This is a genomic window from Schwartzia succinivorans DSM 10502 (assembly GCF_900129225.1).
Classification (GTDB): domain Bacteria; phylum Bacillota; class Negativicutes; order Selenomonadales; family Selenomonadaceae; genus Schwartzia; species Schwartzia succinivorans.
Window position 1 is genome coordinate 400483 of sequence record NZ_FQUG01000002.1, and the last position, 13809, is coordinate 414291.

A 13809-nucleotide genomic window follows, 5' to 3' on the forward strand; every position below is an offset into this window, starting at 1 on the left:
AACATGGAATTTACGACAACGCAGCTCCTGTATTTCATCCTGGCGCTGCCGATTATTTTCAGCGTGACGGCTGCAGCAAATGTGCTGAGCCTGCCGCTTCTGCACTGGGCTGACCGCCTGACCGCGACACTTGTCGCCGGCGCCGCGGGCCTGCTCCTTATAACATTTAATCCTGACATGCCGGTGCATGACGGATATTTCTATATCGACGCGCTGAGCGTGTGGATGCTTCTGATTATCTCAACGCTCTACCTCGCCTTTGCGTGGACAAGCAAGGCTTACCTTGAGCGCGATACAAACATCCGCTACGGCTATCTTAGACGCTTCACCCATCTTGAAGGACGCTTCTACGCACTCTCCCATATCTTCGTATGGACAATGATGCTGGTGGTGCTGGTGGACAGCCTCGGCCTCATGTGGGTAACGATTGAGGCGACAACACTCGTTTCCGCGCTTCTCGTTGCCTTCAAATTCACCCGTACTTCTCTTGAAGCAGCGTGGAAATACGTCATGGTCTGCACCGTGGGTATCTGCCTTGCGCTACTGGGTACAATCCTCGTATATTACGCGCAGCTTGGTGCCCTTGGCGGAGATATGCCCCTTGACTGGGCGTATCTCGCGGAGCATGGCAGTGAGCTCAATCCACGCCTTGCAAAAATGGCATTCTGCTTCCTCTTTGTAGGCTACGGCACAAAGATTGGCCTTGCGCCTATGCACGCATGGCTTCCCGATACATATTCCGAAGCGCCGTCCCTTACCAGCGGCATGCTCTCGGGAGCGCTCTGCACCTGCGTTATTTACGTCCTCCTGCGTGCGACAATCATCCTGATGCCCGCGGTAGGTGTTGATTTCATCGGCACCATGAGCATATTCTTCGGACTCCTTACCATAGGTATCGCTATCCCCTTCGTGGTAGTTCAGCGTGATGTCAAACGTATGCTTGCGTACTCCTCCATGGAAAACTACGGACTCATGGTGGCTGGCTTCGGACTGTTTATTCCGATGGCAGTGGAGGCCTCCCTGCTTCACATGATGAACCATGCCTTCGTAAAATACATTCTGTTCTACATGGCAGGAACTATCGTAGAAACCTACTCGACGAAAAACCTTATGCGTATCCACGGCATGATACATCAGGCGCCGCGCACGGCAATGTTCTGGCTTTTGGGTATCGTAGGCATCCTGGGCATGCCGCCTATGGGCGTATTCTTCAGCGAGTTTTATATCCTTGCCGGCTTCTTTAAGGCAAATCATCCGTATCTGGGGATTCTCGCCCTTGTACTGCTGGCAGGTATGCTCATAGGTATCCTTTACCATGCAATGCGAATGCTGGGAGGCAGACCGAAGCGCAAGGCGGCAGGCGAGCTTATGGGCCGAGTTGATGCCCTTGCAATGCTCGTTCTCCTGCTTGGCAGCGGAATCGTAAGCGGATTTATCCATGAGCTGCCGTATCTTGGCGAGCTTTTGACAAAGGCAGCAGGAATTGTGATGGGAGGTGCCCTCTGATGGAGCCAATGAAAATTGAACTTGTAAAGCCCTCTGAGCTTCCTGAGGCGGCAAAGCGCCTTTCGGCAGAGGGCACACACCCTCTTACAGCAATGTTCGGACGCGACGAGCGAAGGGACGAAAACGTAAAAGGCCTGTCTATATACTGCGTCTTTGAAAATACAGGCACACATGAAATGGAAGCACTGAAAGCCGTGTTCAAAGAAGGAGTGCCGTACCGCTTCCCTACACTGACCTACGTGCTTCCTGCGGCAGCCTGGTACGAGCGAGAAATACAGGACATGTTCGGCATAGTCCCCGAGGGACACCCCGACCCGCGTCCACTGGTACTCCATGAGAGCTTCCCGGAGGGCTTTCACCCGCTTCTGAAGGACGTGGCGAAGAACACCGAGGCGCGGGGTGAGCGCCGATATGACATCCATGTAGCCCACGGCGAAGGACTCTTTGAGGTTCCCGTCGGCCCTATACACGCAGGTATCATAGAGCCGGGACATTTCCGCTTCAGTCAGGCAGGCGAAGCAATGCTTCAGCTTGACGCGAAGCTTTTCTACACCCACCGCGGACTTGAGAAAATAATGGAAGGAAAAACACCCTTTGAGGCGCTTCCGATTGTTGAAAGAATCTGCGGAGCCTGCAGCATCGCCAACACATGGAGCTTCTGTCAGGCTGTGGAGCAGATTGCGAAAACAAAAATTCCGCGCCGAGCGGAGATTATCCGTACACTTCTTTCAGAGCTTGAGCGTGTCACGAACCATGTGGGAGACCTTGGAAACATCCCCGGCGGTGTTGGCTTTAACCCGGCCATCAGCCTCGGCGGACGCACGAAGGAAATGCTCATGCGTCTGCAGGAAGCCGTCGCAGGGAACAGATTCCTCCGCGGCATCATAGTCCCCGGCGGAGTCTCCATGGACATCACGCCCGAGCTTCGCGCAAAAATACGCGAGGTGCTTGCTGCCGCAAAGAAGAACATTGAAGACCTCTCAGAGATGTTTGCTGACCAGTCGAACTTCCGGAACCGCGTGCGCACCACAGGCATCGTGCGCAAAAGCACGGCGGCAGACCTCGCCATGGTGGGCGTGGGCGCCCGTGCCAGCGGATTCCTGCACGACAGCCGCAGGGATTTTTCCTACGGAGTTTACCCGGAGCTGCCCTTCGAGCCTGCGCTGGAAAAGGACGGAGACGTGGCGGCCCGCATCAAAATCCGCATCAAAGAATTTCATGTATCCCTGCGCATGATAGAAAAGCTTCTGACGCTGCTTGATGAGGAGCAGGAAATGACACTCTCTGTGGAGCTTCCTTCAGTAAAGGGTGAAGGCTTCGGAATATCCGAATCGGCGCGGGGGAGCAATTTCCACTACGTCGCCCTTGACGGCGAAGGACGCATCGACCGCATATTTGTCCGCTCCGCTTCATACGCGAACTGGCCTGCTCTGCCGATTGCCGTGCAGGGAGACATCATCCCTGACTTCCCGCTTATAAACAAGAGCTTTGAGCTTTGCTATGCGTGTATTGACAGGTGAGGGGAGGAAAACAATATGCTGAAAATGTTTGAACGACTATTTTCCGATAAAATTGCCACCGAGCCTGTCACCTTTACTGGCAGCGAACGCTACAGAGGACGTATAGAAGGTAAATGCCCGGCGGAAGCACTTTCGGACTGCGCCAAGGCGTGCCCCGTGCAGGCTTTTCAGGCGAAGGGGGACGGAGAATATACGATTGACTACCGCCGCTGCATCTTCTGCGGACGCTGCGTCGAGGCAGCCATGAAGACCGCGGCAGAGGAAGCAGGACTTCATCATTCTTCTGAGGACGTCATGCCTGTGCTCATGGAAAACGCCCGGCAGATAACATCGGAAATAATAAAAGAAAAGCTGGGGCGGAGCCTTCATGTACGTCATCTCGATGCCGGCTCCTGCAACGCCTGTGATTTTGAGATGGGTGCCATGTCAAACCCCGTCTACGACCTGCACCGCTTCGGCGTGCACTTTGACGCTTCACCGCGCCACGCGGACCTTCTCATGGTCACCGGTGTAGTCACGCGCAACCTTGAGGAAGCACTCAGAAAATCCTATGAAGCAATGCCTGAGCCTAAGCTGGTTCTCGCCTGCGGAGCGTGTGCCGCAGGAGGAAACACCTATGGAGAGAGCTATGCTGTCGTGGGCGCTGCGGACAAGGTCGTGCCTGTAGACCTCTATGTGCCGGGCTGTCCCCCGAGACCGTCTGCCATGATTGCCGCGCTTCTCGCTGCCGCGGACATGCTCAGCGAACGGCTTTGAAAAATGTTTTTTACTTGCCTTCCCCATTGGGGAAGGCTTTTTTTAGTCCCTTTTTCTTGCGCTTTTCATAATTATCTCCTATCATAGAAATGAAATTATGAAATGAAATACAAATCAGTAACGAAGAATATGCAAATCTTAAAAAGGGAGGATTTTTCATGGGACTTATCAAAGCTGCTGCAGGAGCTGCAGGTGGAACCTTGGCTGACCAGTGGAAAGAATTTTTTACCTGTGAGGCGCTTGAAGCAGATGTTCTCGTGGCGAAGGGAGAGAAACGCCGCAGCTCGCAGGGACGCAGTTCAAATACGACAGCCGAGGACAATATTATTTCCAACGGCTCACTGATTGCCGTTGCTGACGGACAGTGCATGATTATAGTTGAGCAGGGCAAGGTCGTTGAGGTCTGCGCCGAGCCGGGCGAATACACCTACGACACCTCCACGGAGCCTTCCGTGTTTACAGGAAGCCTTGGTGAAGGAATAGTCAATGTCTTCAAAACCATGGGAAAACGCTTCACCTTTGGCGGAGATCCGGGAAAAGACCAGCGCATCTATTATTTCAATACAAAAGAAATTCCCGGAAACAAATACGGCACACCGACACCGATTCCTTTCCGTGTAGTTGACCACAACGTGGGGCTTGACGTGGATGTTTCACTTCGCTGTTTTGGCGAATACAGCTACAAAATCGAGAACCCGATTCTTTTCTATACCAATGTCTGCGGAAACGTGGACGATATCTACACGCGGGACAAAATCGACAGCCAGCTGAAATCCGAGCTTATGTCGGCGCTTCAGCCTGCCTTCGCAAAAATCTCCGAAATGGGAATACGATACAGTGCGCTCCCTGCGCATACGACGGAGATTGCCGATTCGCTGAACGAAGTGCTCTCAAAGAAATGGGGAGAGCTCAGAGGAATTAAGGTTGTTTCCTTTGGTGTTTCCAGTGCAAACGTGAGCGATGAAGACGCCGAGATGATTAAGGAGCTTCAGCGCAACGGTGCTCTCCGCAACCCGACTATGGCGGCGGCTCATCTCACGGGCGCTCAGGCTGACGCAATGAAGAATGCCGCAGCCAACGAAGGCGGAGCAGGGGCAATGGGGGCCTTCATCGGTATGGGTATGGCACAGAACGCAGGCGGCATGAATGCCGGCCAGCTTTATCAGATGGGGGCGCAGCAGCAACAGCAGCCGCAGCCTGCTGACGGATGGACCTGCGGATGCGGTACACATAACAGCGGGAAATTCTGCTCCAACTGCGGAAAACCAAAGCCGCAGCCTGCAGCCTCGTGGACATGCGAATGCGGCTCGCAAAACACAGGGAAATTCTGCCCCAACTGCGGAAAGCCGATGCCTGCAGGACCGTGGACATGTGAGTGCGGTACGCAGAACGAAGGAAAATTCTGCTCAAACTGCGGCAAACCAAGAGCATAAATTTCATATCAATTTAAAAGCACTGTGTAATTTTCTTGCCTTCCCCTTTAGGGGGAGGCTTTTTTGTGTCCTTTTTCCTATCAAATTGTCTACAAAAATGAGAAAATAAAAAGTCAAAAGGTATAAAAATTCATCACTTTTTCGTTTTTTCCATCACTTTTTGATTTGCTATAGATTTTTTTCAGAATTTATTGTATGTTCAAAAATGGATATGAGTGTTTTTGCAGGGAGCATTAATTTCAGGGAGAAGGGCAAATTGAGATGAAAATGAAGAAAATATCCAAAATGAAGAACAACTGTACATCAATGTGGAACAGAGGACACTTTGACAGAAAAGCACAGGCAGCTCTGGCACTGGCCGTTTCGCTGTGGATAGCGGGAGGCGGTGTTGTCGTGGCGGGACAGATTACGACTGTCGAGACGGATTACACAGGGGAGGTAAACGGAAATCATAGCGGAGATAATTGGGGGGATCGGACTGGCGACCCCAATGACAATGAGGTCACAGTAAATGCGGCCGTTAAGGTTACGGGAGATGTCCGTGGGGGATACTACTTCAACAAAGATGGTAAAGTAACCAATAATATCGTTACTATCAACGGCACGGTGACAAAAGCTGTTTATGGCGGCGAGTCTGGCCACGGTTACGACGTCATGGGCAATCAGGTTACCGTCACTGGCACGGTGGGCGAAAATGTCTATGGTGGTCGCGTAAGGGGAGGTGATGGTACTGCTACAGGCAATACCGCCACGGTCAACGGCGGCACAATAAACATGAATGTTTATGGCGGATATTCGTTCAGAGGGGATGCTGAGAAAAATACTGTGACCATTGAGGGGGGGGAAGTAGAACACGTTTATGGTGGCCACTCAGACAATGGTCAGGCCACGAATAATAAAGTCACCATCAGCGGTGGTGAAGTGAGTGGACATGTTTATGGTGGCCACTCAGACAATGGTCAGGCCACGAATAATAAAGTCACCATCAGCGGTGGTGTAGTGCGTGGACAGGTTTATGGTGGCGAAACCTTCGGGTCTATGGAAAATGCCACGGGCAATGAAGTTACCATCAACAGTGGCACAGTGCTATTAGATGTTTATGGAGGCGATGCCCGATTTGGCGGAGCTGCGCATAATCATGTTATCATAAAGGGCAAAGTGTCGGGCAGTGTCTATGGTGGACGTTCGAGTAATCCCTCTGATGGTGGATGGAACAAAGTTGAAATTCTAGGCGGAACGGTGGATAGCGACGTCTATGGTGATTTTAAAAATAGCTGTAATAACACTGTGGTCCTTCATGATGCCACAGTTGGAGGAAGTGTTTGTGGCGACGCAGAGCTTCATGATGACACTGGTAATACGCTAATCCTTTCTGGCAGCAGTACAGTGAATGATAGTGTGAATAACTTCGAGACCATCGAGTTCGACGCATCCAAGCTGACATGGAATACCACTGCCCCGGTGCTGACCTCGAAGTGGGGCTTTAATAATTGCGGGGTGCTGGACGTCTCGGGAGTGCAGTCAATCGTGGGAACAAACAGCGGCACCATGACGCTGTTGAAGACGGAGGGAGGGTTTAACCCGCCCCAAAAGGTAGCCTATACCGGCGCCAGCGGCAAGACCGAGGCGACGTTGAGTGCAGAGAGTCCCGTGACGGTACAGAGCACGGCGAAGACCGCGGGCGCGGACGGCGTCACCATCGGCTACAACAGCACCCACTCCGTGGTTCGTGACGATACAAACCAGGCGATAAACTACGTTGTCGCCAACAGCCCCGTCAACAACATCACCCTTGGCACCATCGCGTGGAACGCTGGCGGCACGGTATTTAACGGCACGGGGTATGATTTTGCTACCAATGCTGTTGTTAATGCCAATAACCTCAAATTTACAAATCCTGAGAATGTCACAAAAAATGATACCATGACTTTGCTTTCCAGTGCAGCGGGATTAGCAACAGGGGATAGCATTACCCATAGCCAGAATTTTACCAAAGAAGTAAACGGCGCAACTTTGTCGGCCACCCTTTCCGGCAACGTGACCAGAGAAACTGAAGGACAAATCGGCTATACAGCTATGGGAACTGCTCTTAATGGTATCGACCTTACGGGCTGGGACTGCAACACTGCAGCGGTTCCTACCGGCTGGACATCGGCCCTTGGTAACAGCTCAATAACGGCAGTGAGCGTCGATGGATCGAGCGTGGCCCCGGGAAATGAACAAAACATTTTGACCTCGGGCACGGAAAACTTTTTCAACGACAATCAAATTACCGACGCACTGAAATATAAAGAGTACGGCTCCAGCTCTGATACGTGTAAAGGTGTTACATTAACTTACTCCGAGTCCAAGGGAGTGAAAGCCTCCACTGACGGCAAAAATCTTGTCTATGCCCGGAGCGATAAAAATGTAAGCAATATTTCCTTTGGCGGGATGGAATGGGGCTGGGATATGGATGCCAAAGGCGGATATGATTATACAAACGCCAATATTGACTTTTCAAAGTTTACCTTCACGAATCCCGACGCCGTCACGGGAAGCACGACCCTCTTAAAGGCGAATAATACCCTCGCTGAGATTGCGGCAACGGAGAAGAAAGTTTCCTATGCCTACAGTCCTGTTGCCGGCGTCACGGTCAACGGCACCGTAAACGGCAGCTACAAGACGACAAATGCTAATGAAGTACAATACACGGCGACTGAGAACAAGGCCGACAAGCTCACCTTCGGTAATGTGGAATGGAAGGATACAGGGGCACTTATGGAGCGTCCTGCGAATATCACCTTCGCAGGGGCAGCTGTAGATACCTCCAACATCAACTTCACCAACATCTCCGAGCTTGAAGCCAATAAAGAAATGACTCTTGTGGGGAACTTCGGCGATACCGTGGGAACCATCACGGGCACGAAATACATGGTAGGCTCGACGCTGCAGGGTGAGGGAAAAGCATCCCTTGAAGGAAGCAATCTTGTTTTCCGTACCGATACCACGGCGGAAAAAATGGAAGTACAGGAGCAGACACACAACACCGTCATGAGCGAAGAGGTTGCTCTTGAAGCTCTTGGCGCAGGCGACGACTTCATCGCGGCAGCTGAGGACGGGCTCGGTCATGCGTCTAATGTGGGTGCTGACGGTATTGCTTCCTTTGCAACGATGGGCGGAGGCTCCATACGTCAGGAAACAGGCAGCCATGTGGATACACGCACATGGAATGCTATCATTGCTCTCGGCCATAAAAACGAAAAGGAAAAATGCTCCTTCGAGTACGGCGCCTTCTTCGAATACGGCAGAGGAAACTACACTACCTACAACGGAGACCAGCGGGGCGACGGCTCCACCTACTACACCGGCGGCGGACTCCTGGCGAAATGGCAGAAGAAGGACGGCATCTATGTTGAAGGAAGCCTTCGCGCAGGAAATGTTCACGACGACGCGAAGAACGTTCTCCGTGATGCCATGGGAAATTCCTACAGCTACGAGACAGACGCGTCATACTGGGGCGTTCATGTGGGTGTGGGCAAGGTCATTCAGCTCAATGAAAGCAGTGAGCTTGACGTCTACGGAAAATTCTTCCATAACCACAGGAACAGCGTAAGCTTCGACGCAGGCGGCCACTATGACCTTGATGCAGTGAACAGCGACGTTCTGAGGCTCGGTACACGGTATGTCATGAAGCGTGAAAAGTGGGATTTTTACGGTGGACTGGCATACGAGCAGGAATTCTCCGGCAAGGCAGAGGGTACGGCAGACGGCAGAGCAATCCGCGGCGCTGACACCAGCGGCGGAAGCCTGCGTGCAGAGCTGGGCGCGGTCCTGAACCCGAAGAAGGACGGGCCCATTACGCTGGACTTCAACCTCTCGGGCTTCGCGGGAAAGAAACGCGGCTTAACAGGCGGCGTGGCTGTGACGTTTAACTTCTAAAGGATAGGCAGACTGTTTTAATGGTGCAAAAATCAGGATGAGGGCTGATAGAATGAAGATGAAAAGGACATTCAAAATGAAGAACAACTGCGCATCAATGGGGCATATCGGAAACTTTGACAGGAAAGCACAGGCAGCTCTGGCGCTTGCTGTATCGCTGTGGATAGCGGGAGGCGGTGTGGCGGGTGCGAATGCATCATACGAACTATACCTTAATGATGCAGATACCCCAACTTTTACAGGAACCTTGCCACCCGGAGTAACAGCGGAAAAAAGGTTTGACTCCTCCGGTAAGCCGTACTTTTATGTCAGCTGCGGAGAGTGGAACACTGACACTGCTCTCTGGTATATTTGCGGCGGCTATGAAAGTAGTGGCAGCGGCTACACGCTGCAGGTAGAAAATTTTGTTAAAACCAATGACAGTTACCTTAAACTTTATGGTGCATATAGGGGAAATTCCGAAAATGGAAATACCGTTTACGTGAAAAATTCCACGGTTGGGGCAACCTATGGCCGTTACAGCAATAATGGCAGCGGTCCTGCCTCCAATAATACAGTGATTGGTGAAAACAGTATATTCACGTCGTTTATTTCAGGTGGTGAGGCACTGGGAAATAATGCCGACAACAATAAGGTCATGCTCACGGGAGGAGAGGTGCAGGACGCTATCTATGGTGGCTACAGTGAGAGCATGAATAATGTAAGCGACCTAAGTGCCAGTGACAATACCGTTATATTGCGAAATGTGAAGGTAAATACTGACATTTACGGTGGTGAAGCTGATAGCAGCGGGGCTAAGGCTAATGGTAATTCCGTCAGGCTGCAGGACTGCGTCTTCGGGCCAAGGCGTTTAGATAATCCGAGACTCCTTCCACTTTACCCTTCAGGACTTTCCCCCGACTTATATTTGACTGGCGCTAGGAGCATGATGCTTGGGAAGGCAGAATATAATACTCTTGTCCTGCAGGGAACAATTAAGGAAGGCGTCCCAACTCTGCGTTTTAGCGAGAACGTGAATTTGAAAAATTATGATGTTAGCGCGTCTTCTACGAACAATGCAGACTCTAACAACAACGCCCTTAGTCTTGTGGGGGCAATGGGCGTCGATGGAAGTGACGGTGGAAAGGTTCGGCTTTTTGGAGCCTTTAAGGTTGGCACAGGCAGCCAAAGCGGCAACGAGCTGCATCTTGGCGGCGTCAAAACCTATACGAAAAGCGGTGACAGCTATACACCTGTTATAACCGACGGAGAGGTTTTTGCGGCCTATGCCAAGAATGACAGCGGTGCCTGGGTGCAAACGAATACTGTGAAGTCTGTAGAGAATTTTGATTCTATCGTCCTGCACAATGTGAAATGGAGTGAGACAATACCTGTTCTGGCGGCAAAATCCTTTGAGTATAATGAAAGTGTAATCAGCACTCCTCGTTCATACGATTTAACCAACACTACTTTGGATATCAGGGACATGAATATCAGTGGACCCGGCTGTGGAACTATGACGCTTTTACAGTCGGGGACAGAAAATAATTTCAATAATCTAAAGCTTAAATATTCGGATGCCGATGCGGCAGCTATTTCAGGAAGTGTCCAGCTCAAGACGGAAACGGGTGCGTCCAGTGCAGCAAACGGCGTTACGCTGGCATGTGATACTGTACACAGCATTTCCCTGGCAGATGTCGGAAGGAAGGTCAATTACAATATCAAGGGCACGGTCAAAAAGATTTCATTCGGAGAAATGGAGTGGGGAAAGGCCCGGGATGCCGGCGACTCGACTTATAACTACGCGGGCGTGACAAATGGTGCGCTCGTGAATGTAGATGGGCTATCCTTCAAAAATCCGCAGGCTGTGACGGGGACAACAACGCTGCTTAAAGCCAATGATACGCTGACGGCTGCGCTGTCAGACGTTGAGAAGTCCGTTGACTACACGAACGCGTCCATTGCATCCGGCGTGACAATGGATGGCGTAATATTGGGTTCGGTGAAGCATAACGGAAATAATATCGAATATACCGCAACGGCGAACAACGCCTCGAAGCTGACCTTCGGCAACGTGGAGTGGAAGGACAGCGGCATGCTGATTGACCATAATACGGAGCTGACGAATGTTTCCTTCAACGGCGCGGCGGTGGATACCTCCAACATCAACTTCACAAACATAAAGGAGCTGGAAGCCAATAAAGAAATGACTCTCGTGGGGGGCTTTGGCGATACCGTGGGAACCATCACGGGCACGAAATACATGGTAGGCTCCACACTGCAGGGTGAGGGAAAAGCATCCCTTGAAGGAAGCAATCTTGTTTTCCGTACCGATACCACGGCGGGAAAAATTGAAGTACAGGAGCAGACACATAATACTGTCATGAGCGAAGAGGTCGGAATGGACACCATCGACATCGGAGATGATTTTATTCTCGCGGCTGAGGACGGCCTCGGGCATACAGCCAATGTTGGTGCTGACGGTATTGCTTCCTTCGCAACAATGGGCGGAGGCGCTATGCGTCAGGAAACGGGCAGCCATGTGGATGCCCGTACATGGAATGCCATCATCGCTCTCGGCCATAAAAACGACAAGGAAAAATGCTCCTTCGAGTACGGCGCCTTCTTCGAATACGGCAGAGGAAACTACACCACCCACAACGGAGACCAGCGGGGCGACGGCTCCACCTACTACGCAGGCGGCGGACTTCTGGCGAAATGGCAGAAGAAGGACGGCATCTATGTTGAAGGAAGCCTTCGCGCGGGAAATGTTCACGACGACGCGAAGAACGTTCTCCGTGATGCCATGGGCAATCCCTACAGCTACGAGACAGACGCGCCATACTGGGGCGTTCATGTGGGTGTGGGCAAGGTCATCACCCTCAATGAAAGCAGTGAGCTTGACGTCTACGGAAAATTCTTCCATAACCACAGGAACAGCGTAAGCTTTGATGCAGGCGGCCACTACGACCTGGACGCAGTGAACAGCGACGTTCTGAGGCTCGGTACACGGTATGTCATGAAGCGTGAAAAGTGGAATTTTTACGGTGGACTGGCATACGAGCAGGAATTCTCCGGCAAGGCAGAGGGTACGGCAGACGGCATGGCAATCCGCGGCGCTGACACCAGCGGCGGAAGCCTGCGTGCAGAGCTGGGCGCGGTCCTGAACCCTAAGAAGGACGGCCCGATTACACTGGACTTCAACCTCTCGGGCTTCGCAGGAAAGAAACGCGGCTTAACAGGCGGCGTGGCTGTGACGTTTAACTTCTAAAGGAATAATAAAAAAATATATCCCCGTCGGCAGGTACATACCGACGGGGATTTCTGATATAAAGGGAATTTCGATTATTGCCTTACTGGAACGATGCAGTACCGTCGCCGTTCAGTGTGACCTGAGCGACGCTCAGAAGGTCAATGTTGTACCAGGAAAGGCTGCTGCCGTCCTCGAAAGCTGCCTGAAGATCCCAATACTGAACACCGTTTGTCGGGAAAGTAACTTCGCAGTACTGTCCGTTGCCAAGAATCTGGCTGCCGAGGATGTCGTTCTGCCAGTCATTGGAGCTTGCCGGGCTGACGTTGACAACATAAATCGGATAGCCTGTGTTGTTTACAAGCACGAAATCCTGTGCACCTGCAAATGCGACGCTGGCAAAAGCCATGACGAACATTGCAGCAAGTAAAAAGACTCTGAGGGATTTGATTCTCTTCATAAGTGGATACGCCTCCTGATGAATAGGTATTTTCCTGGTGAGATGACGTGTACCCGCATCTCTGTCATTATCAGTTTATCATCTAATTTTCAGAAAACAAGGATTTGGGAGCAGATAGTAAATTTATGGCGTGAATGAAAATTTTTTTATTGTTTACGGAATGAATTTACTGTCTACGGCATAATCGTTGACAATAGAAAAAACGGGTGTAAGGTAACATAGGATAAACAGTTTTTCCTATTTGGGGAAAGATTTCGGAGTTCATTTTCAAAGGAGGAATACACATGGATTACAAAATTCTCTACCCGGAGGCGTTCCCGGTCGTTCAGGTAGAAATGCAGAAGGGCGAATCACTGCAGGCGGAGTCTGATGCTATGATTGCCATGTCGCCGACTATTGATGTTGAGGGCAAGACAAGCGGCGGTATCATGGGGGGACTCATGAGGAAGATGCTAACGGGTGAGAGCTTTTTCATGCAGCAGCTTGTTGCCAGCCGTGGGGCAGGGCGCGTGCTGATAGGTCATCCTCTGCCGGGTGGTATCCATGCTGTAGAGCTTGACGGTTCTCATGGGCTGACTGTTCAGAAGGGCGGATTTTTGGCTGCTTCTCAGGGCGTTGATATTGATACGAAGGTGCAGAATCTTTCAAAGGGCCTGTTTTCCGGTGAGGGCTTCTTTGTGATGAATATGAGAGGCCGGGGCACGGTTTTCGTATCAAGCTACGGGATGATACATCCTATTGAGGTTCCTGCGGGAGAGGAAGTTATTATTGACAACGGTCATTTGGTGGCATGGCCTGATACTATGCATTATGAAATCGAAAAGGCTTCAAGCGGCGGTATTTTGTCCAGCCTGAAATCGGGAGAGGGGCTCGTCTGTCGTTTCAGGGGGCCTGGCACTGTGCTGATACAGACACGCAATCCTGAGGGCTTCGCAGGATGGATTCGTTCTATGTTCCCGAGCAGTGGCGACTGAGGCGGATGTC

8 protein-coding genes are annotated in these 13809 nt (G+C 51.4%); 7 read left to right on the top strand and 1 reads right to left on the bottom strand.

Annotation, left to right across the window (positions count from 1 at the left end):
* The first annotated feature begins 3 nt into the window (after positions 1-3).
* The 6 genes from BUA83_RS01760 to BUA83_RS01785 all read left to right on the top strand — a co-directional run bounded on the left by BUA83_RS01760 (position 4) and on the right by BUA83_RS01785 (position 12386).
* Entirely contained in the window at positions 4-1506 is a 1503-nt protein-coding gene (locus BUA83_RS01760) for a proton-conducting transporter transmembrane domain-containing protein (RefSeq protein WP_072934455.1), read from the top strand.
* Positions 1506-3026 carry a hydrogenase large subunit gene (locus BUA83_RS01765; protein WP_094756399.1) on the top strand — a complete coding sequence of 507 codons (1521 nt, stop codon included), beginning with the start codon at positions 1506-1508 and terminating at the stop codon, positions 3024-3026. Before BUA83_RS01760 ends, BUA83_RS01765 begins: the two co-directional genes overlap by 1 nt.
* Before the next feature lie 15 nt (positions 3027-3041).
* Positions 3042-3782, top strand: coding sequence for an NADH-quinone oxidoreductase subunit NuoB (gene nuoB / locus BUA83_RS01770; RefSeq protein WP_072934456.1), 741 nt, complete (start codon positions 3042-3044; stop codon positions 3780-3782).
* Positions 3783-3940: 158 nt separating this feature from the next.
* Positions 3941-5215: an SPFH domain-containing protein gene (locus BUA83_RS01775; RefSeq protein WP_072934457.1), complete on the top strand. Its 1275-nt coding sequence runs from the start codon at positions 3941-3943 to the stop codon at positions 5213-5215.
* Positions 5216-5476: 261 nt separating this feature from the next.
* Positions 5477-9136 (top strand): autotransporter outer membrane beta-barrel domain-containing protein, encoded by a 3660-nt coding sequence (locus BUA83_RS01780; RefSeq protein ID WP_072934458.1) that lies wholly within the window; start codon positions 5477-5479, stop codon positions 9134-9136.
* A 52-nt stretch (positions 9137-9188) separates the two neighbouring features.
* Entirely contained in the window at positions 9189-12386 is a 3198-nt protein-coding gene (locus BUA83_RS01785; protein WP_072934459.1) for an autotransporter outer membrane beta-barrel domain-containing protein, read from the top strand.
* A gap of 82 nt (positions 12387-12468) precedes the next feature.
* Here the strand turns inward: BUA83_RS01785 and BUA83_RS01790 are convergent, their stop codons facing one another.
* Positions 12469-12825, bottom strand: coding sequence for a hypothetical protein (locus BUA83_RS01790; protein WP_072934460.1), 357 nt, complete (start codon positions 12823-12825; stop codon positions 12469-12471).
* Positions 12826-13109: 284 nt separating this feature from the next.
* Between BUA83_RS01790 and BUA83_RS01795 the strand changes: the two genes are divergently transcribed.
* Positions 13110-13799, top strand: coding sequence for a TIGR00266 family protein (locus BUA83_RS01795; RefSeq protein ID WP_072934461.1), 690 nt, complete (start codon positions 13110-13112; stop codon positions 13797-13799).
* Positions 13800-13809: the final 10 nt, after the last annotated feature.

Bases quoted from the DNA above. Each gene is read 5' to 3' on its own strand.
- BUA83_RS01760 (WP_072934455.1), top strand. From the start codon at position 4: ATGGAATTTACGACAACGCAGCTCCTGTATTTCATCCTGGCGCTGCCG.
- BUA83_RS01765 (WP_094756399.1), top strand. From the start codon at position 1,506: ATGGAGCCAATGAAAATTGAACTTGTAAAGCCCTCTGAGCTTCCTGAG.
- nuoB (WP_072934456.1), top strand. From the start codon at position 3,042: ATGCTGAAAATGTTTGAACGACTATTTTCCGATAAAATTGCCACCGAG.
- BUA83_RS01775 (WP_072934457.1), top strand. From the start codon at position 3,941: ATGGGACTTATCAAAGCTGCTGCAGGAGCTGCAGGTGGAACCTTGGCT.
- BUA83_RS01780 (WP_072934458.1), top strand. From the start codon at position 5,477: ATGAAAATGAAGAAAATATCCAAAATGAAGAACAACTGTACATCAATG.
- BUA83_RS01785 (WP_072934459.1), top strand. From the start codon at position 9,189: ATGAAGATGAAAAGGACATTCAAAATGAAGAACAACTGCGCATCAATG.
- BUA83_RS01790 (WP_072934460.1), bottom strand. From the start codon at position 12,825: ATGAAGAGAATCAAATCCCTCAGAGTCTTTTTACTTGCTGCAATGTTC.
- BUA83_RS01795 (WP_072934461.1), top strand. From the start codon at position 13,110: ATGGATTACAAAATTCTCTACCCGGAGGCGTTCCCGGTCGTTCAGGTA.